Origin of the sequence: Moraxella bovoculi (genome assembly GCF_000988745.2) — a bacterium.
GTDB lineage: Bacteria > Pseudomonadota > Gammaproteobacteria > Pseudomonadales > Moraxellaceae > Moraxella > Moraxella bovoculi.
This window is the reverse complement of record NZ_CP011381.2, coordinates 1,358,141-1,383,334: the sequence shown is the minus strand read 5'-3', so window position 1 is coordinate 1,383,334 and position 25,194 is coordinate 1,358,141. Positions and strand designations below refer to the sequence as shown.

18 protein-coding genes and 1 tRNA gene are annotated in these 25,194 nt (G+C 48.2%); all 19 read left to right on the top strand.

Features of this window, described 5'->3' with window-relative positions; all coding sequences use genetic code 11:
* The 19 genes from nuoG (at position 1) to AAX10_RS06195 (ending at position 25,164) form a co-directional block, all read left to right on the top strand.
* Entirely contained in the window at positions 1-3,117 is a 3,117-nt protein-coding gene (gene nuoG, locus AAX10_RS06285) for an NADH-quinone oxidoreductase subunit NuoG (protein ID WP_046700157.1), read from the top strand.
* Positions 3,118-4,146, top strand: a complete 1,029-nt coding sequence (gene nuoH / locus AAX10_RS06280) for an NADH-quinone oxidoreductase subunit NuoH (RefSeq protein WP_046700156.1) — start codon at positions 3,118-3,120, stop codon at positions 4,144-4,146.
* Positions 4,147-4,695 (top strand): NADH-quinone oxidoreductase subunit NuoI, encoded by a 549-nt coding sequence (gene nuoI / locus AAX10_RS06275; protein ID WP_029102048.1) that lies wholly within the window; start codon positions 4,147-4,149, stop codon positions 4,693-4,695.
* The gene (gene nuoJ / locus AAX10_RS06270; protein ID WP_080947079.1) at positions 4,692-5,318 is read left to right on the top strand and encodes an NADH-quinone oxidoreductase subunit J; all 627 of its coding nucleotides are present in this window, start codon (positions 4,692-4,694) and stop codon (positions 5,316-5,318) included. The genes nuoI and nuoJ overlap by 4 nt, the downstream gene beginning before the upstream one ends.
* A complete protein-coding gene (gene nuoK, locus AAX10_RS06265; RefSeq protein WP_046700155.1) occupies positions 5,315-5,665 on the top strand; it encodes an NADH-quinone oxidoreductase subunit NuoK in 351 nt (116 codons plus the stop codon). Before nuoJ ends, nuoK begins: the two co-directional genes overlap by 4 nt.
* Positions 5,666-5,671: 6 nt before the next feature.
* The gene (nuoL, locus tag AAX10_RS06260; protein ID WP_046700154.1) at positions 5,672-7,528 is read left to right on the top strand and encodes an NADH-quinone oxidoreductase subunit L; all 1,857 of its coding nucleotides are present in this window, start codon (positions 5,672-5,674) and stop codon (positions 7,526-7,528) included.
* Positions 7,529-7,532: 4 nt separating this feature from the next.
* Positions 7,533-9,224 (top strand): NADH-quinone oxidoreductase subunit M, encoded by a 1,692-nt coding sequence (gene nuoM, locus AAX10_RS06255; protein ID WP_193550995.1) that lies wholly within the window; start codon positions 7,533-7,535, stop codon positions 9,222-9,224.
* 12 nt (positions 9,225-9,236) lie between these two features.
* The gene (locus tag AAX10_RS06250; protein ID WP_046700153.1) at positions 9,237-10,709 is read left to right on the top strand and encodes an NADH-quinone oxidoreductase subunit N; all 1,473 of its coding nucleotides are present in this window, start codon (positions 9,237-9,239) and stop codon (positions 10,707-10,709) included.
* A 119-nt stretch (positions 10,710-10,828) separates the two neighbouring features.
* Positions 10,829-11,641 (top strand): ferredoxin--NADP reductase, encoded by an 813-nt coding sequence (locus AAX10_RS06245; RefSeq protein WP_046700152.1) that lies wholly within the window; start codon positions 10,829-10,831, stop codon positions 11,639-11,641.
* A 29-nt stretch (positions 11,642-11,670) separates the two neighbouring features.
* Positions 11,671-12,285, top strand: a complete 615-nt coding sequence (locus AAX10_RS06240; protein WP_046700151.1) for a nicotinamidase — start codon at positions 11,671-11,673, stop codon at positions 12,283-12,285.
* 108 nt (positions 12,286-12,393) lie between these two features.
* Positions 12,394-12,478 (top strand) — tRNA-Leu (locus AAX10_RS06235).
* Positions 12,479-12,552: 74 nt separating this feature from the next.
* The gene (locus tag AAX10_RS06230) at positions 12,553-13,626 is read left to right on the top strand and encodes a DUF475 domain-containing protein (protein ID WP_046700150.1); all 1,074 of its coding nucleotides are present in this window, start codon (positions 12,553-12,555) and stop codon (positions 13,624-13,626) included.
* A 316-nt stretch (positions 13,627-13,942) separates the two neighbouring features.
* On the top strand, positions 13,943-15,142 hold the full coding sequence (carA, locus tag AAX10_RS06225; RefSeq protein WP_046700149.1) for a glutamine-hydrolyzing carbamoyl-phosphate synthase small subunit: 1,200 nt from the start codon (positions 13,943-13,945) through the stop codon (positions 15,140-15,142).
* A gap of 43 nt (positions 15,143-15,185) precedes the next feature.
* A complete protein-coding gene (gene carB / locus AAX10_RS06220) occupies positions 15,186-18,422 on the top strand; it encodes a carbamoyl-phosphate synthase large subunit (protein ID WP_046698348.1) in 3,237 nt (1,078 codons plus the stop codon).
* Positions 18,423-18,553: 131 nt separating this feature from the next.
* Positions 18,554-19,030, top strand: a complete 477-nt coding sequence (gene greA, locus AAX10_RS06215) for a transcription elongation factor GreA (RefSeq protein WP_046700148.1) — start codon at positions 18,554-18,556, stop codon at positions 19,028-19,030.
* Positions 19,031-19,037: 7 nt separating this feature from the next.
* A complete protein-coding gene (locus tag AAX10_RS06210) occupies positions 19,038-19,394 on the top strand; it encodes a SirB2 family protein (protein WP_036366185.1) in 357 nt (118 codons plus the stop codon).
* Positions 19,395-19,587: 193 nt separating this feature from the next.
* Complete coding sequence (ptsP, locus tag AAX10_RS06205; RefSeq protein ID WP_046700147.1) at positions 19,588-22,443, top strand: phosphoenolpyruvate--protein phosphotransferase; 2,856 nt, start codon at positions 19,588-19,590, stop codon at positions 22,441-22,443.
* The gene (pfkB, locus tag AAX10_RS06200; RefSeq protein ID WP_046698345.1) at positions 22,443-23,387 is read left to right on the top strand and encodes a 1-phosphofructokinase; all 945 of its coding nucleotides are present in this window, start codon (positions 22,443-22,445) and stop codon (positions 23,385-23,387) included. The genes ptsP and pfkB overlap by 1 nt, the downstream gene beginning before the upstream one ends.
* A gap of 82 nt (positions 23,388-23,469) precedes the next feature.
* Complete coding sequence (locus AAX10_RS06195) at positions 23,470-25,164, top strand: fructose-specific PTS transporter subunit EIIC (RefSeq protein ID WP_046700146.1); 1,695 nt, start codon at positions 23,470-23,472, stop codon at positions 25,162-25,164.
* The last annotated feature ends 30 nt before the right edge of the window (positions 25,165-25,194 follow it).

Here is a 25,194-nt window from a genome sequence, read left to right as displayed (position 1 = left end):
ATGGCAATCCTTCATATAGACGGTAAAACCTATGACGTGGACGGCTCGGACAACCTATTGCAGGCGTGTCTGTCGCTTGGCATTGACGTGCCGTATTTTTGTTATCATCCTGCCTTGGGTTCGGTGGGGTCGTGCCGTCAATGTGCGGTCAAGCAGTACATGAGCGAGGAGGATTATCAGGCAGGACGTGGCAGGCTTGTCATGAGCTGTATGATTGCCCCCACACCAAAAAGCGATACTTGGATTTCGGTGGACGATGCCGAGGCAAAGGCATTCCGCAAAAGCATTGTGGAATACTTGATGACCAACCACCCCCACGATTGCCCAACTTGTGAGGAGGGTGGTCATTGTCATTTGCAAGACATGACCTACATGAGCGGACATAGAAAACGCCGTTACCGCTTTACCAAACGCACACACCACAACCAAGACTTAGGAGCGTTTATCAATCATGAGATGAATCGCTGTATCGCTTGCTATCGCTGTGTGCGGTTTTATAAGGATTACGCAGGTGGCACGGATTTTGGGGTGTATGCGTCAAATAACCGTGTCTATTTTGGGCGTGAAGAGAGCGGACAGTTACAGAGTGAATTTAGTGGTAACTTGACCGAAGTTTGTCCGACTGGCGTATTTACCGACAAAACGCATTCTGACCGCTATAACCGTAAATGGGACATGCAATACGCCCCAAGCATTTGCCACGGCTGTTCAAGCGGTTGTAACATCTCGGCAGGCGAGCGTTATGGCGAGCTTAGACGTATCGAAAACCGCTATAACCATGACGTAAACGGTTATTTTTTGTGCGACCGTGGGCGTTTTGGCTATGGCTATGTCAATCGTAGCGATCGCCCAACCCAGCCTGTGCAAAATGTGAACGGTCAATTTGTCAAAACCAGTGCAAGCCTTGCGGTCGATAGCGTGGCGGAGTTATTAAAAGGCAAAAACGTCATCGGCATTGGTTCGGCTCGGGCAAGTTTGGAGAGTAATTTTGCCCTAAAAAAACTGGTCGGAAGCGATTATTACAGCACAGGCGAGCGAGCACTCGTTAAAGACGTGGTGGATTTGGCCGTGGCGCTGTTACGCCACAAAGATGTGCATAATGTGTCTTTGGCAGAGATTGAGACGGCAGATAGCGTTTTTGTGTTGGGTGAGGATTTGACCCAAACAGCAAGCCGTGTCGCCCTGTCGGTTCGTCAAGCGTCCAAAAACAAGGCCCGCCAAATGGCAACCGCCCTAAAAACCGAGTATTGGCTTGCTGAGCCTGTCAAGCGTATCGGGCAAGAGGCGTACAGTCCCATTTATGTGGCGAGCGTGGTGGATACCAAGCTGTCCGACATCGCCAAAGTGTCTGCCGTTGCCACACCAAACGACATCGCCAAACTGGGCTTTATGGTGGGCGACATCATCAAGGGCTATGCCGATACGCTAGATGAGATTGGCAAAAGTGAGAACGCCATTTTTGCCAAAGAACAAGAGCCAAATCTTGTGATAGATGAGAACATGGCAATGGAGTTTTTGGCTCATCATATCGCTTATGATTTGATTATGGCGAACCGTCCACTTGTTATCACAGGCACCAGCTTGTCATCAAAAGCAATCGTACAAGCGACAGGCTATATTGCCCAAACCTTGACCGCCAAACGTGCCAAAATCGCCCATGTGGAGCGTGAATTTGTGGAAGTGCAAAACGCCAAAATCCGTGATGAAGTGGCTCGTCAATTCATTGACCCTGATAAAGATGCCAAAACGGACGGCGCACACACCACAGAGCGAGACCCCAATGAGTTTGAAAAAGAGCTGTCATCCCGTTTATTAAAAATAAATGCTCTATATGCCGACAAAACAGGCGTGTACGTTGCCATGTCAGAGGCGAACAGCGTGGGCGTAAACTTGCTTGGCGGACAGGCGATAGAGGAGATTTTGGCAAAAGAATTTGAGGCGGTGGTGGTGCTAGAACATGACTTAGCCAACCTTGCCCCAAGTCAATTTGACAAATTGACCGAAAAAACGCTCATCGTCCTAGATCACCAGTCTTACGACTGGCACACCAAAGCTGACATGGTGCTATCTGGTGCGTCATTTGCAGAAAGCGACGGTACGCTTGTGTCTGCCGAAGGGCGAGCAGGGCGGTTTTTCGCCAGTTTTGACAAAAAATACTATGAGCCAAACAGCGAGCTAAAAGACAGTTGGCGTTGGCTACACGCTGTCGCTAATGCCTTATCTGGCAACAGTTTGACAAATGGCAATGATGAGCCAACATGGTATCATCTTGATGATGTCATTGATGAGCTTATCACCGATTATCCACACCTTGCCCAAATCAAAGACGTTGCCCCTGAGTCGGATTATCGCATTACAGGGCTAAAAGTCGCCCGTGAGCCACGCCGTTATTCGGGGCGGACGGTGTTACGCTCGCCCATTTCTATCCACGAACCCATGCAACCTAAGGACTTAGACAGTGGTTTGACGTTCTCCATGGAAGGCTATGTGGGCGATAAGACTGACCCAAGCCTTATCCCATTTGCGTGGAGTGCAGGCTGGAACTCGCCCCAAGCATGGAACAAACTCCAAGACAAAGTGGGCGGACGGCTAAAAGGCGGAGATGTCGGCATTCGTCTGTTTGATGGCTTGCCAAAAGTTGAGAAGGTATTTGACAAAGCCGAGCTTGACAGCATGATAAGCACGAGCATTTTTGACGGTCGTGCGGTCGTTGTGCCTGTGCATAATCTATTTGCAAGCTCACGCATGGCAAGCCGTAGCCCTGTGGTGGCAAGTCAAATCAAGCCTGCCACATGGACAATCAGCGATGATGATGCCAAGCGCTGGATTATCAAGGCAGGCGATAAGCTAACCCTTGCCCAGCATGGGGTGGAGATTACCCTGCCTGTGGACGTGGCGGACTATGTGGCGGACGGCTGTATCGGCTATCCTGACGGGCTTGTGCCGTTTATGGTCGGTGTGCCGACAACCGTCAAAAAGGCGGAGACCGACACGCCTGTCTATGTGCCTGAGTATCAAAAAAGCGTGGCAAATTTGGCAACCATCAGGCGTGAAAATATCTTTACGCCAAAAGCTGGGTTTAATAACGCACCGTTAGCAATGCAAGTGGGGGCATAAATGAGTATTCGTGTGATTCCTGATGTGCCGTCATGGCTTGGCGGTTTGTCGTTTGAGTGGTGGTCGCTTATTTTTATGACCGTCCAGACCTTGATTATCTTTTTGGGGCTAGTCATCACGGCAGCACTCATGATTGTCTATGAACGGCGTATGCTTGCCCTGTGGCAAGACCGCTATGGTCCAAACCGTGTGGGCTGGCAAGGGTCGCTACAACTGGTGGCGGATATGCTAAAAATCTTTTTTAAAGAAGACTGGACACCCAATTTTGCCGACAAACGCCTGTTTACGCTCGCCCCTGCCATTGCCATGTTTACCGCTTTGGCAAGTTTTGCCATTATTCCGCTATCGCCCACGCTTGGGGCGGCGGATTGGAACATTGGCATTTTGTTCTTTTTTGCCATGGCAGGACTTGCTGTGTATGCCGTTATGTTTGGCGGTTGGGCAAGTGCCAATAAGTTCTCGCTCTTAGGCGGTTTGCGTTCGGCGGCTCAGACGATTAGCTATGAGGTGTTTTTGGGCTTGTCGCTCATGGGCGTGGTGGCGATGGCAGGCTCGTTTAATTTGCGTGAGATTGTAGAAGCTCAAACAACCGTCTGGAACGTCATTCCGCAGTTTTTGGGCTTTTTGACCTTTGTGGTGGCAGGCGTGGCGGTTACGCACAGACACCCCTTTGACCAACCAGAAGCCGAGCAAGAGCTTGCTGAAGGGTATCATGTGGAATACTCAGGCATGAAATTTGGTATGTTTTTTATTGGCGAATATGTCAATGTCGTGGTGATTAGTGCCTTGATGACCTGCTTGTTTTTTGGGGGTTGGCTTGCTCCTTTTAACCTAGACCTACCCTTTGTTCCGCCTGTGTTTTGGTTTTTGATTAAGACCTTGTTTTTTATGACCTTATTTGTGTTGGCTCGTGGCTCGCTCATGCGTCCACGCTATGACCAAGTGATGAATTTTGGTTGGAAAGTGTGTTTGCCTGTAACCTTGCTAAACCTATTGGCGACTGCTTTTGTGATTTTGATGGTGAATTAAATGTTTGCAACTTTAAAAAATACGGCGGTGGGCATTTTTACCATTGTACGCTCTATGTGGATGGTAAATTCTCATGCCTTGCGTCCACGAGACACGATTTTGTACCCCGAACAGCCTGTACCTGTACCACCCCGTTTTCGTGGGCGAATTGTACTAACAAGAGACCCTGACGGTGATGAGCGCTGTGTGGCCTGCAACCTATGTGCGGTGGCGTGTCCTGTGGGCTGTATTAGCCTACAAAAGGCGGAGCGTGAAGACGGTCGTTGGTATCCTGAATTCTTTCGTATCAATTTTAGCCGTTGTGTGTTTTGTGGTATGTGTGAAGAAGCCTGTCCGACTACCGCCATTCAGCTGACCCCTGATTTTGAATTGGGCGAATACAACCGCCAAAATCTTGTCTATGAAAAAGAGCATTTGCTGATTAGTGGCGTGGGCAAATACCCAGAATATAATTATTATCGAGTAACAGGCATGGCAACAGACGATAAGCCCAAAGGGTCGCACGAGCGTGAAGCAGAGCCTGTCAATGTACGGAGTTTGTTGCCATGATTGATGTGTTAAAGGCGTTTTTGGCAAATGGCGATGCGGTGGGCTTTTATGCTTTATCGCTGGTGGCGATTTGGGCAAGCCTAAGGGTGGTTACGCACGCCAATCCCGTCCATGCCATTTTATCCATGATAGTGAGCCTACTGGCGGTGGCAGGGGTTTTCTTTATCATTGGAGCCCCATTTGCAGGCGTGCTTGAAATGATTGTCTATGCTGGGGCGATTTTGGTCTTATTTGTGTTTGTCATTATGATGTTAAACTTAGGCACGGATACGACAGAAGAAAAGACGTGGCTGACTGCCAATGCGTGGGCAACCCCGTTTTGTATGACGCTCATCATCGGTGGTGTGCTTGTTGGGTTTTTAACCGCAGGGAGCAGCACCATGTTACAAGATAACACCATTGGCGTAAAGGACGTGGGCATCAGCCTATTTACCCAATATGTCTTGCTTGTGGAAGTGGCAGGATTTTTATTGCTTGGGGCGTTGGTGGCGGCGTATCATTTGGGTAAAAAAGCCCTAGATGATGAAAACGTGAGCCATTATCAAGATGACCCAAATAATGATGCACCAAACCGCCAGCCTGATGCACCTGTATTTAGCCAACAACAAGGGGGTAAATCATGAGTTCTTTACAAACGGCAACCCAAACGGCAGAGCTTGCCAGTCTTGGCGTGCCTGCTCATCATGCCTTGATTGTCTCGGCGATACTCTTTGTCATTGGCTTGGTTGGGGTCATGGCAAGACGAAATGTGCTGTTTATGCTTATGAGCCTTGAGATTATGATGAACTCCGCCGCCCTTGCCTTTGTGGTGGGGGGTAATATGTGGGGCAAGGTAGACGGGCAGATTATGTTTATTTTTGTCTTGACACTGGCGGCAGCAGAAGCGGCGATAGGGCTTGCCATACTGTTGCAGTTTTATCATCGGTTTAGAAGCCTTGATGTCAATCATGCCAGTAAGTTAAAGGGGTAGGGCGGTATGAATTTGTTAGCATTGACCTTTATTTTCCCCTTGATTGGCTTTTTGATATTAGCCACAGGGCGAGATAGAATTTCAGAAAAACTTGCCACGATAATCGGCGTGGGAGTCATGGGTTTGTCCGCCTTGACCACGGCAGTTGTGGGCATAGATTATCTGGCAAACAGCAGTGATAAGACGGTATTTACGACACTGTGGACGTGGTTTTCGGTGGGCGGTTTTGCCCCAAAATTTGGCTTGGCGTTGGATGGTTTGTCCTTGACCATGACCGCCATCATCACAGGCGTGGGCTTTTTGATTCATCTGTTTGCCAGTTGGTATATGAAAGGCGAGACAGGATATGCCCGTTTTTTTAGTTATCTAAATCTATTTGTGGCAAGTATGTTATTGCTTGTACAAGCGGATAACTTACTCCTACTCTATCTGGGTTGGGAAGGCGTGGGTATCTGCTCATACCTACTTATTGGTTTTTATTATCAAAACCGAGCCAATGGACGGGCGGCCATCAAGGCATTCACCGTAACCCGTGTTGGCGATGTGTTTTTGGCGATTGGGCTGTTTTTGTTGTACCAACAGTTTGGCACGCTAGACATTCATACTATCATCGCCAAAGCTCCCGAGCTGTTTACTGTCAATAATCCTACCATGGTGCTGACCGCTCTCATGCTTGTGGGTGGGGCGTTTGGTAAATCGGCTCAAATTCCACTGCATACTTGGCTTGCCGATGCGATGGCGGGCCCTACGCCTGTGTCGGCTCTGATTCACGCGGCTACCATGGTAACGGCAGGGGTGTATCTGATTGCTCGTATGCACCCTGTCTTTATGCTGACCCCTGACGTGCTACTTTATGTGGTCGGTGGTGTGGGGGCGTTGTCTATGCTCGTGGCGGGATTTTGTGCGTTGGCACAGACTGACATTAAGCGTGTGCTTGCTTACTCTACCATGAGCCAGCTTGGCTATATGTTCATTGCTTTGGGCGTTGGGGCGTGGCAAGTGGCGATTTTTCACTTGATGACGCACGCATTTTTTAAAGCCTTGCTATTCCTAGCCAGTGGAGCGGTGATTATCTCAACACACCATGAGCAAAATATCTTTAAGATGGGCGGTCTGCGTAAAAAAATCCCCCTTGTGTTTTGGTCGTTTGTCGTTGGTGGTGGGGCGTTGGTTGCCTTGCCTTTTGTAACGGTTGGCTTTTATTCAAAAGAAGCGATTTTGTGGGAAACTTATGCCACAGGACACATGAGTCTGTTTTGGGCAGGCGTATTCGGGGCGTTCTTAACGTCAATTTATACCTTCCGTTTGATTTATCTCGTGTTCTTTGGGGAAGAAAAAACGCATGGCGAGAAGCTATCTGGTATCAGCTATGCCCTGCCTTTGGCGGTGCTACTGGTGCTATCCACAGGGCTTGGGGCACTCATTCATCCGCCTTTGGCAAATGTCTTGCCAGCGAGTGTGGTTAGTACCCTAACAGACGGCAAGCACACTGCTGAGCTTATCGCTGTGGGCGTAACCGCACTTGGCTTGGCGGCAGCTTACTTTTTGTATGTGCTTGACAAGGGTAAGATTTTGACAAAATGGACAAATTCTGCCTTTGGTGGGGCGTGTGCTTATTGGTGCTATCATGGGCTTGGATTTGACGCTCTTTATGACATTGTTTTTGTTAAGCCGTTCTTGACGATTTGCAAGCTGCTAAAGGGCGACCCCGTGGACAAACTTTGGAACATTTTGCCAGCATTGGCAAGCGTGGGCAATAAGCTTACGACCAAAACTCAAACAGGGCGATTGGGCTCTCATGCGGTGAGCTTCGGCTTGGGGTTGGCAGTTGTGCTACTTTTGGCAATAATGATGGTGGTATAAGATGATGGAACAAAATTGGCTTTTGCCGACATTGATTGCCATTCCTTTTGTGGCGGGATTTTTGTGTTGGCTGATTGAAAAAGTAAATGACAAATTGCCACGTTGGATAGCGTTATTTGCCATGCTTGCCACATTTGGGGTGAGTTTGGTACTGTGGCAACAGGGAGACTTTGGCAGTCTTATCGTAATAAATGATGCAGCCGAGGACGGCCCATTACCATGGGCGGCTGAGTTTATTGTGCCTTGGATTGCGTCTTTGGGCATTAACTTTCATCTGGCGATGGATGGTTTGTCGCTGCTCATGATTGCGTTGACGGCATTTTTGGGTGTTATGGCGGTCGGCTGTTCGTGGGGCGAGATTACCCGCCGAGTGGGATTTTTCCATCTTAACCTATTATGGTCATTGGGCGGTGTCATCGGTGTCTTTTTGGCGATTGATTTGTTCCTTTTCTTTTTCTTTTGGGAACTCATGCTATTGCCGATTTACTTTTTGATTGCCTTGTGGGGACATAATGCTACAGGCGGTAAGACCAAAGAATACGCCGCCACGAAGTTTTTTATCTATACCCAAGCATCTGGGCTGATTATGCTCATCGGTATCTTGATGCTGGTCATCATTCATTTTAGTCAAACAGGCATGCTAAGTTTTGCGTATCATGATTTGTTGGGACTGGATTTGGGCAAATGGGAATATACCATTATGCTGTGCTTTTTTATCGGCTTTGCAGTCAAATTGCCCGTATTTCCGTTACATGGCTGGCTACCTGATGCCCACGCCCAAGCCCCAACAGCAGGTTCGGTGGACTTGGCGGGGATTTTGATTAAGACGGCAGCGTTTGGTTTGCTGCGTTTTGTATTGCCGTTATTTCCCACCGCATCTGCTGAATTTGCCCCTGTGGCGATAGTTTTAGGGGCGATTGGGATTTTTTATGGGGCATTTTTGGCATTTGCCCAAACTGACATCAAGCGCCTGCTTGCCTATACCAGTATCTCACACATGGGCTTTGTCCTGCTTGCCATTTATGCTGGCAATATCATCTCGCTACAGGGCCTGATGGTGCAAATGCTCGCTCACGGTTTATCTAGTGCGGCACTGTTCATCATGGCGGGTCAGCTGTATGAGCGTCTGCATACGCGCGATCTGAACCTGATGGGCGGTATGTGGGGTCAATTTCGCTATTTTGCGCCGCTACTGATGTTCTTCTGTGCGGCATTGCTTGGCATCCCTGGTACGGGCAACTTTATCGGCGAGATTTTGATTTTGGTTGGTTCGTTCGATCAGTATCCTGTGATTGTGGTGCTTGCGATAATTAGCCTTGTGCTTGGCGGATTGTATTCGTTGATTTTGATTTATAAGGCACTTTTTGGGGAGAATACCGCACCAAAATTAGCCAAAGAAAACGGTGGCCGCCTAAGAGATCTGTGTAAGCGTGAGCTATCGCTACTAAGCATACTTGCCATTGGTCTGGTCTGGCTTGGCCTGTATCCTCAGCCTGTGCTAAACACCTCTGATTCTGCGATGAGCTGGATTGCTAAGGCGTATGCCAATGAACTGCCTGCCAAGCATAACGCGCCGCACGGCATCGCTGATCATGTGCATGGACGCCATCACCATCACGGACATCACCATCAGCATAGACATGAGCATCATGAACACGGCCATGGTGAACACCATCACAGCAAGCATGGCAATTAAGGAGAAAATTTCATGAATCATCTAATCGAATCCTTAATGTCTCTAGCGCCGATGGTGATCATTGCGCTGACGGCAGTAATCGTCATGCTTGCCATCGCAATCAAGCGTTCGCATTTTTGGTCGGCGACCTTAACGGTAATCGGACTAAATGCCGCACTCATCACCCTAATCGCGCAAGCATTTGGCGTATTGCCAAGTGGCGCATCGAATATGCTATTTGTGGTGGATGGCTTTGCTGTATTTAACATTGCGATCATTCTAATTGCATCTTTGGCTTGCTGTACTTTGGCTTATGGCTACTTCCAGACGCTAACTGATAATAAAGATGAGTTGTATCTGCTCATGCTTATTAGCACGCTTGGGGCAATGTTGATGGCGTGTGCGACGCATTTGGCATCGTTCTTTATGGCGCTAGAACTACTATCCGTGCCGATGTATGGCATGCTGGCTTATGCGTTCATGCGTTCGCGTTCGTTGGAGTCTGGTCTTAAGTATCTGGTCTTGTCCGCCACAGCGTCCGCCACACTGCTTATGGGCATGGCATTTATCTTTGCTGATACTGGTGTATTGGGCTTTAAAGAGCTTGGGTTGGCACTTGTGCATGGTCAGGCAAGCATGTGGTTTGCACTCGGTGCGATCATGATGGTGGCGGCAATCGCCTTTAAGCTGTCAGCCGCGCCATTTCATGCGTGGGTGTCTGACGTCTATGAGGGTGCGCCTGCACCTGTGGCGGCATTCTTGGCGAGCGTGAGTAAGGTTGCCATGATGGCATTGGCGATCCGCTTCTTGACGACCACCATGATTACAGAACTCAATGCATTCTATGGGGTGCTGATATTGATCATTGCTGCGTCGATCTTGCTGGGTAACTTGCTTGCCATTCGCCAAACGAACCTTAAGCGACTGCTTGCTTATTCTTCGGTCGCGCACATTGGTTATGCCTTGGTTGCACTGCTCAGTGTTGGTGCGGGCAGTGCTGGCGTGATTAGTATGTACATGGCGGTGTATGCACTGACTTCTATCGGTGCCTTTGGTGTGATTACCTTGATGTCGAGCCCTTATAAAGAGCGTGGGCGGACGTCTATCTCGGGCGAGGCGGATGATCTAAGGTTTTATCAAGGGTTATTCTGGCGCAGACCTGTCTTGACGGCTGTCTTGACCATGATGTTGCTGTCATTGGCGGGTATTCCATTGACCGCAGGATTCATGACGAAGTTCATGATCATCTTCTCATCAGTACAAGGCATGCGCTTCTGGGCGGCATTGTTTGTGATCTTAGGCAGTGCGATTGGTCTGTCATATTATCTACGCGTACTGACCCAGCTGTATCAAAGACCCAAAGCGCATCTGGAATTTGACGTGCATCACGAATGGGGTATTAAAGCGGGGGGCATCATGCTGCTCGTTGTCACTGCGCTTATCATTTTCTTTGGTATTTTGCCAAATGGTTTGATGAATTTGGCAGGGCTTGCGATCATTCAATAAGGTACGTCGTTGATTAATGTATGAAACAAGTGTCCTGTTGGGCACTTGTTTTTTTATATAAAGTTGTTACAATTAAAATCGAACTTAAGACAACTATATCAATCATAAAGAGAATAACAATGTCCGATCAAAACGCCACACCCATCAAAGTACTCTCTAAGACCGTCTGGTCGCCCACGCTATTTAGCTTCACCACGACACGCCCGGATGGATTTCGTTTCGATGCTGGGCAGTTTGTGCGTTTGGGCGTAGCTCCTGATGAATTGATTGCGAATGCCAATCAGCCCAAGCCTGCCATCAGTGCCAAGATTTTTCGTGCTTACTCGGTGGTGTCATCCCCTTATGATGAGCATTTAGAATTCTTCTCTGTGGTCGTGCCCGATGGGGCGTTTACCTGTCAATTACAACACCTACAAGTCGGCGATGCGCTATACTTAAACCCCGAGCCTTTTGGTTTTTTGACCCTTGCCCGCTATCAAGAGCCTGCCCCAAAAGATCTATGGCTACTTGCCACAGGCACAGGGCTTGCGCCTTTTTTATCGATGCTTGGTGATCTTGATACTTGGCAGAATTATGACGACATCGTATTGGCATACAGCGCGCGAACACAGGCAGAACTGGCTTATATAGATAAGATTCAAGAACTTCAGGCAGGCTTTGGTGAGCTTGTAGAGAATGCGGCGCGTTTTCACTTTATTCCCATCGTGACTCGTGAAGATTTGGCTGACTGCCTGCATGACAGACTGCCTACGCTGATCGCAAATGGCGAGTTAGAAAATCATGCCACCATACCGCTAAGCCCAGAGACTTCACATGTGATGCTCTGCGGTAATCCACAGATGGTAGATGACACCAAGGAAGCTTTAAAAGTCAAAGGCTTAACGATGAACCGCCGCGGGGTAGGTAATATTGCGGTGGAGAATTATTGGTAAGTTTTAAGAGATGTTATAAAGGAATGTTTATGAAAGCTCTGTTGGTTGTGGATGTACAAAATGGCTTTGTTGGCGGCAATCTGGCGGTGGCAAACAGCCATATGATTATCCCCACGATTAACCGCTTGATTGCTCATTTTGATACCGTGATTTTGACCCAAGATTATCACCCTGCCGACCACATTTCATTTTACCAAAATCATGACGGCAAAGCCCCGTTTGACACGATAGAGCTACCCTATGGTACGCAGGTTCTGTGGAATGCTCACTGTGTGCAAGGCACATCGGACGCTGATTTTCATGCTGACCTACAAGCTGATAAAGCCGAACTCATCATTCGCAAAGGCTATCATCGCCACATAGACAGCTATTCGGCATTTATGGAAGCTGATAGGGCGACCAAAACGGGGCTGGCGGGCTATCTGAATGAGCGGGGCATAGACAGCGTGTATGTAGTAGGCATTGCCACTGATTTTTGTGTGGCGTGGACAGCGATAGATGCTGTAGCGTTTGGGTTTGATTGTACGGTCATCACAGACGCTACCGCCCCGATTGATATTAACGGCTCGCTGGATAAGGCGATGGCGGACATGACGGGCGTTGGGGTGAAATTTATTAATTCAAAAGATATTTTAAATCAATAACTTATAAAATTTTTAAAATTTTTAGCAAAAAATACTTGCCAAATTTTAAAAGTCGTATATAATACGCCCATCAAGACGACATCGACAGATGGTCTAGATAGACAACTTGGGGACGTGGCGGAATTGGTAGACGCACTGGATTTAGGTTCCAGCGCCGCGAGGTGTGAGAGTTCGAGTCTCTCCGTCCCCACCATATTAAAAACCAATAATCAAACGATTATTGGTTTTCTTCGTATGCCTAAACGAAAATTTGGCATAAGGTCTGATATGCGACATTTTTTATTTGATATTATTTTTACGATTGTGTGTTTCTTTATCGCTGCGTGGTGGGGTTATTCGCGTGGCGGTATGTCAGGCATGCTCGTGGCGCTGGGCGTGACCGCGATTTTGGCGGTTATGGAAGTGTCACTGTCTTTTGATAACGCCGTGGTAAATGCTTCTATCCTAAAGGGCTGGAATGATTTTTGGAAAAAGATTTTCTTAACCGTTGGGATGTTGATTGCGGTATTTGGCATGCGCTTGGTATTTCCCATCGTCATCGTGGCGGTGACTGCCAATCTAAGCATGCTTGAAGTGATTGATTTGGCGCTTAACAATCCTACCAAATATTCTGAGCATCTGAACGCGCATCATGCGGAGATTTCTGCGTTTGGTGGGATGTTCTTGTTGTTAGTGTTCCTAAAATTCATGTTCGGTGATAAAGAAGTTCATTGGTTTAGTTGGCTAGAGTCACGATTGGTGAAGTTTAGCAAGGTGGATGCGATGAGTGTGTTTGTCGCATTGGTTGTACTCATGATTTCGATGAGCTGGGTGGATGAAGCCAAAGAGAGTGTCGTTCTGGTCGCAGGGATCTGGGGTATCTTGGTATATCTAGGCGTAAGCGTGCTATCAGCGCTGCTAGAAGGTGAGAGCAATCCTGACGAGATCGTGTATGACGCTAAGGGCAATCCTATCGCCAACACCGCAGGTGTGTCACCAACCATCCTAAAGGGTGGTATCGCAGGCTTTATGTATCTAGAAGTGCTGGATGCGTCTTTTAGTTTTGATGGGGTGATTGGCGCATTTGCCATCACTAACGATGTTGTGATCATCATGATCGGCCTTGCCATTGGCGCGATGTTCGTGCGTTCGATGACGATTTATCTAGTGGACAAAGGCACACTGAGTGAATTCGTCTATCTAGAACACGGTGCGCATTATGCCATCGGTGCGCTGGCGATCATCATGCTGTTATCAACTAAATTCCACGTGCCTGAGATCGTAACAGGTCTGATTGGTGTGGCATTCATCGCGCTGTCGTTGTATAATTCCATACAATACAACAGACGAAATCCGACTTAGGCAAATCATCTTCAAAATAAAAATGGCTAGGGCAAAAAATGCAAAAAGCGCTAGCCATTTTTTGTAAAGTTATGTATAATAACTCAAATCTGTGCCAAAGCGAGCGACCATGAAAAAAGATAACTTAAATTTTGCCTATCTTGCAAGTTAAGTTATTTGATTTTTCTAAGTTGTTCGCTTTTTTGTGGGTGTATGATTTGATAAAGTGTGGCGTATTTGCCAAAAAATTTTGTCTAAAATTTGCCCCATCTTGCACTCACCTCATTTCAAATTTTTATAACAAGTAATCTCACACCATTCATGTTCGGAGCGTGTCATGACAACAAAAAAAGCCATTTTAGCCTTAGCTGACGGAACCATTTTTCGTGGTGTAAGCATCGGTGCAGACGGTCAGACGACAGGTGAAGTTGTCTTTAACACCGCCATGACAGGCTATCAAGAAATTCTAACCGACCCAAGCTATGCCAATCAGATGGTCACCTTGACCTATCCGCACATCGGTAACACAGGCTGCAACAGCGAAGACAGCGAATCGGGTCGCATTCATAAGGTGTGGGCGAGCGGTCTGATCATCCGTGATCTGCCACTACTGCACAGTAACTTCCGTGCTGATCAGTCATTAAGCGAATACCTAATCTCACACGGCGTGGTGGCGATTGGTGACATCGATACGCGTCGTCTAACCGCACTACTTCGTAATACCGGCGCCCAAAACGGCTGTATCCTAACAGCTGATGCTAATGGCGAGATTGACGAACAAAAGGCAATCGAACTGGCAAAAAATGCACCAAGCATGAAGGGTTTGGATCTGGCAAAAGTATGCTGCGACCAAGACGGCTATGAGTGGACAGAGGGTTCATGGGAGCTGGCGCACGACGGTCGAAATGCCAAGACCACTGAGACTGGCGGTCGTTTTGCCAAGATTGGTACGGATATTGAGCAGCGCTTTAATATCGTGGCATATGACTTTGGTGTTAAGACGAACATCCTTAGAATGCTCGCCGATCGCGGCTGTCATGTGACGGTAGTGCCTGCGACCACACCGATTGATGAAGTTCTAAAACATAACCCAGATGGTATCTTCCTATCTAATGGTCCTGGCGATCCAGAACCATGTACTTATGCTATCGATGCGATTCGTCATGTGATTACTAATACGGAAATTCCTGTATTTGGCATTTGTTTGGGTCATCAGTTGTTGGCTTTGGCAAGTGGCGCACAAACCATCAAGATGAAATTTGGTCATCATGGCGCCAACCATCCTGTACAAAACATCATCGATGGTACAGTGATGATCACCAGCCAAAACCATGGTTTCTGTGTGGATGAAGATAGCCTGCCTAGCAACGTGCGTGTGACACATCGTTCATTATTCGATGGTTCAAACCAAGGCATCGAGCTGACCGATCACTCAGCCTTTAGTTTCCAAGGACACCCAGAAGCAAGCCCTGGTCCGCATGATTGCGCTGTGTTGTTTGATCGCTTTGTGAGTGAGATGGAAAAAGCTAAGGCTTAAAATTATCCAATAAAAATTAAATAAACTAAGACAGAGAAAAACCATGCCAAAACGTAACGACATACAATCCATTCTAATCATCGGTGCAGGCCCCATTGTCATCGGTCAAGCCTGTGAGTTTGACTATTCGGGTGCCCAAGCCTGTAAAGCCTTAAAAGAAGAAGGCTACCGAGTTATCCTAGTGAACTCAAACCCAGCGACCATCATGACCGACCCTGCGATGGCGGATGCGACCTACATTGAGCCGATCACTTGGCAGACAGTTGAGCGTATTATCGAAAAAGAACGCCCAGATGCAATCCTACCAACAATGGGTGGTCAGACAGCACTGAACTGTGCGCTAGACTTAGATAAGTATGGCGTGCTTGCTAAGTATGGCTGTGAACTGATCGGCGCGACCAAAGAAGCCATCGAAAAGGCTGAAGACCGCGAATTGTTCGACAAAGCCATGAAGAAAATTGGCCTAGAGTGCCCACGCGCAGACATCGCTGAGACGATGGAGCAGGCGCTTGAGATTCAATCACGCTTTGGCTTCCCTGTAATCATCCGTCCATCGTTCACCATGGGTGGCTCTGGCGGTGGTATCGCTTATAACAAAGAAGAATTTATTGAAATTTGTGAGCGCGGTTTTGACTTATCACCAACGCATCAGCTTCTGATCGATGAGAGCCTAATCGGCTGGAAAGAATATGAGATGGAAGTGGTGCGTGACAAAAAAGATAACTGCATCATCGTCTGCTCTATCGAGAACTTTGATCCGATGGGTGTGCACACAGGTGACTCCATCACCGTCGCACCTGCTCAGACCCTCACCGACAAAGAATATCAGCTCATGCGTAATGCATCTATCGCCGTACTGCGTGAGATTGGCGTAGAGACGGGCGGTTCAAACGTTCAATTCGGCATTAACCCTGATAATGGTCGCATGGTGGTCATCGAGATGAACCCACGTGTCAGCCGTTCATCTGCATTGGCATCAAAGGCAACTGGCTTCCCGATCGCTAAGATCGCTGCCAAGCTGGCAGTCGGCTATACGCTAGATGAGCTTAAAAATGACATCACAGGCGGTAAGACACCTGCATCATTCGAGCCATCGATTGACTATGTGGTTACCAAAGTGCCACGCTTTAACTTTGAAAAATTCCCACAAGCTGAGCCAACGCTGACCACGCAGATGAAATCTGTGGGTGAGGTGATGGCGATTGGACGTAATTTCCAAGAATCAATGCAAAAAGCATTGCGCGGCCTTGAGACGGGTGCGACAGGTTTTGATGAGATTATTGATCTGACTGGCAAATCAACTCACGCCATCGAATCAGAGATTAAGAACCGTCTAAGCATTCCTACACCTGAACGTATTTTCTATATCGCTGAAGCGTTCCGTCATGGCTTTAGCTTGGATGATGTGTTTGAATTGACGAAGATTGATCGTTGGTTCTTGATCCAAATCGAAGACATCGTAAAAACCGAGAATGAAATTAAATCGCTAGGCTTTGGCGACCTAGACGCTGATAATATCCGTAAGTTTAAGCGTAAAGGCATGAGCGATCTGCGAATTGCTAGTCTGATGGGCATCAGCCAAAAGCAATTCCGCAAGCATCGTTGGGGCTTGGGCGTCTATCCTGTGTATAAGCGCGTGGATACCTGTGCAGCGGAGTTTGAGACATCAACCGCGTATATGTATTCTAGCTATGATGAGGAATGTGAGTCTCGCCCAACTGATAAAGACAAAATCATGGTCATCGGTGGCGGTCCAAACCGTATCGGACAAGGTATTGAATTTGACTACTGCTGTGTACATGCAGCACTTGCGATGCGCGAAGATGGCTATGAGACCATCATGGTGAACTGTAACCCAGAGACCGTATCTACAGACTATGACACGTCTGATCGTCTGTACTTCGAACCGGTGACGCTAGAAGACGTACTAGAAATCGTCCGTACTGAGAACCCGAAAGGTGTCATCGTACAGTATGGGGGTCAGACACCATTGAAGCTGGCAAGAGCGTTAGAAGAAGCGGGTGTACCTATCATTGGTACCAGTCCTGATGCGATTGACCGCGCTGAAGACCGCGAGCGCTTCCAGCGTATGCTACATCAGCTAAGCCTAAATCAACCACCGAACGCACTTGCTACCAGCACTGATGAAGGTCTGGTACGTGCCAAAGAAGTTGGCTATCCGCTGGTTGTTCGCCCATCTTATGTATTGGGTGGTCGTGCGATGGAGATCGTGTATAACGAAGATGAACTGCGCCATTACCTAAAAACGGCTGTTCAAGCATCGAACGAAGCACCTGTACTGCTAGACAGATTCCTAGATGATGCGATCGAAGTAGACGTGGACTGTGTGTCTGATGGCAAAGAGGTTGTCATTGGTGGCATCATGCAGCACATCGAACAAGCGGGTGTTCACTCTGGTGACTCAGCGTGTTCATTGCCTCCTTATTCACTAAGTCAAGAAATCCAAAACCAAATCCGTGAGCAAACCATCGCCATGGCGAAAGAGCTTGGTGTTGTGGGCCTGATGAACGTGCAGTACGCGGTTAAGGATGATACTATCTATATCTTAGAAGTGAACCCGCGTGCCAGCCGTACCGTACCTTTCGTGTCTAAGTGTATTGGCAATTCGTTGGCGAAAATCGCTGCTCGCTGCATGGCAGGCAAGACATTGGCGGAGCAGGGCTTCACCAAAGAAGTCATCCCAGGCCACTACTCAGTGAAAGAAGCGGTATTCCCATTCGCTAAATTCCCTGGTGTGGACCCAATCCTATCACCAGAGATGAAGTCAACAGGCGAGGTAATGGGCGTTGGTAAGACCTTCGCAGAAGCGTTCTATAAGTCAATCATCGGCTCGAATGAGCGCCTGCCAGGTCTGCCAACTGAGGGCGAGACTAAGACTGTGTTCTTGTCAGTGCGTGATAGTGATAAGAAATACGTCCCAGAAGTGGCACGTGCCTTGATTAATTACGGCTTTAAATTAGTGGCAACTGACGGCACACAGAAGGTGCTGGCAGAAGCTGACATCGATTGTGAGCGTGTGAATAAAGTCAGCGAAGGCCGTCCGCACATCGTAGATGCCATCAAAAATGGCGAAATCGCAATTGTGATTAACACCACCGAAGGCAAGCAAGCGCAAGAGGATTCTTTCTCTATCCGCCGCAGCGCGCTACAGGGCAAAGTGTTCCATGTGACCACAATGTCAGCAGCACAAGCGGTATGTAAGGCTTATGAAATTAAGCTGCCTTTTGATGTGTATAAGCTTCAAGACTTGCACGCCTAAGATGGCAGATGAATTTGGCTTGAAGTTTTGAATCAAAACTGCTACCATTAGCCAATATTCTGACTGATAAAAAACACCACTCTTTTTGGCGTGGTGTTTTTCACTATTTGTATTTATTCATGGAGAAAATCATGCAGCGTTATCCAATGACCCCAGAAGGGCACGCCGCTTTAGAAGCTGAATTAAAACAGTTAAAAACCGTTGAACGTCCACGCATCACCAATGCCATCGCAGAGGCTCGCGAGCATGGCGATCTCAAAGAAAACGCCGAATATCACGCCGCGCGTGAACAACAGGGCTTGTGCGAAGCGCGAATCCGTGACATCGAAGCCAAACTTGGCGGCTCGCAAGTCATCGATCCTACCAAGCTACCCCAAGATGGTCGCGTGGTCTTTGGTGTGACAGTGACTCTTGAGAACATCGATGATGGTGAAGAGCGTCGTTACAAGATCGTGGGTGATGACGAGGCTGACGTTAAGACAGGTAAGATTTCCGTGAACTCTCCTATTGCTCGCGGATTGATTGGCAAGTCTGAAGGCGATGAAGCGAAGATTCAAACCCCAGGCGGCTTGGTGGAGTTTGAGATTTTAGAAGTTATCTACGAATAGGATTATCATGAAACATCTACACATGCTCATGGCGCTGATCACGCTAGGGTTGTTCTTGTATCAGACGATTTTTGTTTTTAGTGGTAAGCAGCTGGTATTGTCGCGCGCCTTTAAGGGGGCTAGCCACCTTATTTATCTGCTACTAGTGGGTACAGGTCTGTATCTATTTTGGCAATTAACCCAAGTAGCAGGCGTACAGCATTGGGCGATCGCTAAATTAGTGCTGCTATTCGTTGCGGTATCGGCGAACATTAAGGCCATCCGTCCAACCAGCACCAATGTGCAGGCTCGTGCAGGCATGCTACTTGCTGTGATGGCTTATTTGATCATCGTCATCTTGGCATATACCAAGCCAGGCATGTAACTTCTGTAGTAGGTATCTATCATTAACAGCAGATCCAAAGTTGGGTCTGCTGTTTTTTTACAAAAATATTGAGAAAAGTTATTATTTTTAACGCCCAAAAATGGTAAAATTATCTAATTTTTGAGTTTATAAATTTCGCATAAATCGCTCGGCTCGTCCAAGCGATCAATCAGGTTTGTGCCTAAGGAATGACATGCAATTAACGGCAAAAGACATCCGCATGAATGCCCATGCCGCCAACAAAGACGAAGCGTTAGCGGTGCTTGGTGGTGTACTCGTCGAAGATGCTTTGACCACGCCAGAATATTTACAAGGCATAAAAGACCGTGAAGCGCAGTCGGCGACTTATCTGGGTCAGGGCATTGCCATTCCGCATGGGACACCTGCCTCGCGCGATGCTATCATACAGACAGGGGTGCGCTTGGTGTATTTTTCTGATGGGGTGGTTTGGAATGATGAGGGTGATGTGGTATATCTGGCTGCGGTTATCGCTGCCAAGTCTGATGAGCACCTGCAAGTATTAAAACAGCTGACCAAGGTGTTGTCTGATGACGTGTCAGATAAAGTTAAATCTGCCAAGACACCAGAGGATGTGCTTGCCATTATTCAAGGCGCGCCATTGTCATTCTTATTGCATGAGAATCTGATCAAGCAAGACGATAGCGCCAAAGACTCAGACGCATTATACTTTACCGCCTTAAATGCACTAAAGTCATCAGGCATGGTAAATGGCATATCCGCACTGTCCAGCCAATCAACATCATTGGTCAATAATATTAGATGTATTACCATTCAAGGTAAGAGCGAGCAGATTAATCAGTCGGCGCTTGCCATCGCCATAGCCAAACAGAACATCGCTCCAAAAGCCGTGGCTGTGGTCGTTGCCAATGAATGTTTAGATGTTAAGAAATTAAGCCAAGCTTACGATGCCATGCTTGACGATGACTTCGCCACAGCGGTTGATGGTGTAGATACTGCTAAGATCATAGAGCTGTTAGGCGCAGAATCTAACCAATCTTGGGCGACTAAGACGGCCGTCATCCTAAACGAACACGGGCTACACGCACGTCCTGCCACTGCGCTGTCAAGCCTTGCCAAAGAAGCCAATGGTGAGATTAAAGTTGCGGTGGATGATGGGTTTTTTGTATCGGCCAAGAGCTTATCGCGCTTATTATCTCTTGGTGCTGTCCGTGGTCAGACCCTAAAATTCATCGCAGAGCCTGACACGGATGCGGTGGCGCACCTGGACAAATTAACTCAGGCAGTGGCTGATGGATTGGGCGAGAGCGTACAAGCTCTGGCAGCGACTACAGCAGCCAATGAATCAACACCAGTCGTGCTTGATTTTAGTGATAAAGCCAGTCCAATCGTCAAGGGCGAAAAGAGCTCGGCAACCACAGCATCGTCAGGTCTAGCGGTGGGTGAAGCTCATGTCGTTCGTCAGATGCGGTTTGAATACCCAGCGACTTCAAGCGATCCAAAGGCAGAATTTGCCCGACTCATGAGTGCGATCGAGGCGGCCAAAGAAGAACTTTCTCAGACCATCGGCCACGCTAAGAGCGCCGAGATTGCTAAGATTTTTACCGCTCATTTGGTGCTGTTAGAAGATGAAGAGATAACCTTTGGTGCCAAAGACGGCATCGATGATGGGCTGTCTGCCGAAGCGGCTTGGCATGCGCATATTGAAACGATGGCAAAATTACAATCATCAGTCTCCAATCACCTGCTGGCTGAGCGCGCGGCAGACTTAAGAGATGTCGGTCAAAAGGTGCTTTCTGCACTGACAGGTCAAGAGCTACCGAGCGAACCTAATTCTCCGTATGTGCTTATCAAAGAGGATCTAATGCCATCTGATGTGGCAAGTCTAGATCCTGCACGAGTGGCAGGCATTCTAACAGCGGTAGGCGGTGCCAGTTCACACAGTGCCATCGTTGCACGTGCCTTAGGAATCCCTGCTTTGGTGGGTGCAGGTGCAGAAGTTCTAAACATCGATCAAGGCGCCAAAGTTCTGATGAATGCAGGTGAAGGCTGGTTTGTGGTTGAGCCAAGTGAAGCGCAGATCGAATCGTGTCAAAAAGAACAGCTTGCCCTAAAAGAACGCAAACGCATTGCTCATCAGCACGCACATGAACCTGCCATCACACAAGATGGTCATCGTGTCGAAGTGGCGGTGAATCTCGGTAATGTCGATAATACTAAGCCTGCTGTGGATAGTGGTGCTGAGGCGGTGGGACTACTTCGTACTGAGCTTGTATTCATGGCTCACAGACAAGTGCCAGATATTCACACGCAGATTTGTGATTATGAGAAAGTTTTTGATGCGCTAGAAGGCAAGCCTTTGGTGGTGCGCACCTTAGATGTTGGCGGGGATAAGCCTTTGCCATACCTGCCGATGCCGAGCGAGGATAATCCATTTTTGGGAGTGCGTGGCATTCGTCTAACATTAAAGCAGCCAGAACTTCTTAAGAATCAACTTATTGCGCTCATTCGTGCATCCAAGGGTCGAGATCTTCGAATCATGTTCCCGATGGTGGGGCAGCTTGAAGAGTGGGCGCAAGCTCGATCAATCTTAGATGAGGTGCTGGCAGAATATCCGCATGATAATCTACAAGTGGGCATCATGATTGAGGTGCCAAGCGCGGCGATCATGGCGAATGCGTTCGCCAAGGAAGTGGATTTCTTTAGTATCGGCACAAATGATTTGACCCAGTACACCTTGGCGATTGACCGCGGTCATCCGGTTTTATCAAAAGATGCGGACGGTCTGCACCCAAGTATCTTGACGCTCATCGACCATACGGTCAAGGCAGCACATGCTCATGGCAAATGGGTGGGCGTGTGTGGTGAGCTTGCAGGCGACGAAAAAGCAGTGCCTATCCTAATGGGACTTGGCGTTGATGAGCTTAGTATGTCGGTATCGAGCATTGCTTTGGTTAAAGATCAGATTCGCGGACTGAATCTGGTCGATTGTCAGTACCTTGCCAAGCGAGCTTTGGCATGCCAAACTGCCAGCGACGTGCGCACCTTAACTTATAAGGATCGCAACTGATGTCAGTATTATGTATCACATTGAATCCCGCCATCGACATGACGGTATCGGTGGATGGGCTGCGAGTGGGTGAGGTGAATCGCGCTTTATCCTCCCAATCTGATGCTGCTGGTAAAGGGTTAAATGCTGCTCAGATTCTTGCTGATCTTGGTATTGATACCATTGCATCGGGCTTTTTGGGGGTGGACAATGCTGCCATATTTGAGCAGTTATTTACAGATCGCCAAGCAATGCAGGGTGGGTTGGTTCAAGATGGTTTTGTGCGTGTGGCAGGCGAGACCCGTACGAATATTAAGATCGCTGATAACAGTACGACGACCGACATTAACGGCAAAGGCTTTTTGGTGAATGATGCTGACAAGCAAATGCTATTCAAGCAGCTTAGTGATCTAGCCAAAGATTGCCAAGCTGTCTTGGTGGCAGGTAGCCTACCGCAGGGCTTTGATGTTGGCGACTTTGATAAATTACTCAGCACTCTAACGGCAGTCTGTGATAAAGTGGCGGTCGATGTCAGTGGCGACGCTTTAAAAGTTGCCTTTAAGCATAAGCTTTGGCTTATTAAGCCTAATGATGATGAGCTGTTTGAAGTATTTCATAAGCCTGCAAAGACCCTTCAAGAACAGCGCGCGCTGATTGGTCGCATGAACATTGATAACGTCATCGTATCAATGGGCAGCCAAGGCGTGAACTGGTTCGCTGGTGATAAGGTATATCAGGCGACACCACCAAAAATGACCGTTGTTAGCACGGTAGGTGCAGGCGATACCTTGGTGGCAGGAATGATGACCGGGCTATTACAAGGCTTAGATGCCTTGACTGCTTTGGCGCGTGCGACCGCCTTATCAGCTTATGCGGTGAGCATTGTTGGCTTTCGCGCGGCGAATGATGAAGAATTGTCCCGACTGCTGCCACAGGTTCAAGTTCGTCAGGTCGCTGATGATTAGATTTATTTAATGGTTTCTTGGTGGTTTTAAGTTAAACTGCTGCCTTGAGACTGATATTGTTATCCTAATGTAGGAAAATTTCATGCAATTTTTATCCACCTCTTATGTGATTTTCCCAAAGCAGGGAACAGCATATTCGCTGCTGCTTGCCAAGAAACTGGCAAAGGCGCTACAAGACAGAGCGGTTCCTGCCACGGTAAGTCTTGATGATAAGGCAACACATGCGCACAAGATCATCATTGGTGATCGTCAGGCTGTCGAAGGCAAGACCATTTATCTGAATCAAGATGCCTTAGATGAAGCGCAATTTGACCAAGATGATTATCTGAATCAACTACTACCTGTATCAGCTCAAGAATCTACGAGTGCTGTAGGTGCTGTATCGCCATCTAATAAGCCGTTTAATGTCGTGGCGGTAACAGCTTGTCCGACAGGGGTGGCGCATACTTTCATGTCAGCAGAAGCGATCGAGAAGCATGCCAAGGCTCAAGGGTGGAATGTCAAGGTTGAGACTCGCGGGCAGGTGGGTGCTGGCAATGCCATCACCGCTGATGAGGTGGCTGCTGCTGATCTGGTGTTCGTGGCGGCAGACATCGATGTTGATCTGTCAAAATTCCAAGGCAAGAGAATTTACCGCACTTCAACGGGGCTTGCCCTAAAGAAGACAGCGCAGGAATTTGATAAGGCATTAAGTCAAGCGACAATCTATCAAGGCGGTGCGGCGAACGCTGCACAGGCGGCAGATGCTGATGACAAAAAAGGCATCTATAAGCATCTGATGACCGGTGTGTCGCACATGCTACCACTTGTGGTGGCAGGTGGTCTGATGATCGCCATGTCGTTCATGTTCGGTGTGGAAGCATTTAAGGATCAAGCGATCGCCTTTGGTCTGCCAAAAGCATTGATGGACATCGGTGGCGGCGCGGCATTTCATTTGATGATTGCTATCTTTGCAGGTTATGTGGCATTCTCAATCGCGGATCGCCCTGGTTTGGCGGTGGGTCTAATTGGTGGTATGCTGGCTACGACAGCCGGCGCAGGCATCTTGGGCGGTATTGTTGCTGGTTTCTTAGCGGGCTATACGGTGAAATTCCTAAATAACGCCATTAAGCTGCCGCCAAGCCTCTCTGCGCTCAAGCCCATTCTGATTTTGCCTTTACTAGGTTCGCTCATCGTGGGGTTGTTGATGGTTTATGCCATTAACCCACCTGTGGCGGCACTGATGGAGATGCTGACCAATTGGCTAAAATCCATGGGTGAGATCAACGCCATCATTCTAGGCATCATCCTAGGCTTGATGATGTGTGCGGACATGGGTGGTCCTATCAATAAAGCAGCTTATACTTTCTCTGTGGGTATGATTGCTTCAGGTGTCTATACCCCAATCGCTGCCGCGATGGCGGCTGGTATGGTGCCACCGATTGGCATGGCGATCGCAACTTGGATCGCTCGCCGTAGATTCAATGAAAACCAACGCAATGCGGGTAAGGCCTCATTTGTACTGGGTCTGTGCTTCATCTCTGAAGGCGCGCTTCCGTTCGTTGCGGCAGACCCTGCACGCGTGATCATCGCCTCACTCATCGGTGGTGCGCTCACAGGCGCGATCTCGATGGGTCTTGGCATTGCCTTGCAGGCGCCTCATGGTGGATTGTTCGTGATTCCTTTTGTGTCGCAGCCCTTGATGTATCTGGTGGCGATTGCGGTGGGCTCTGTCGTAACGGGCGTGATCTATGCATTCATTAAGCGTAGCGAACAGCCGAATCTCGCTCAAGGTTAAATGATTGGTTTTGCTAAATTGTAAACAATT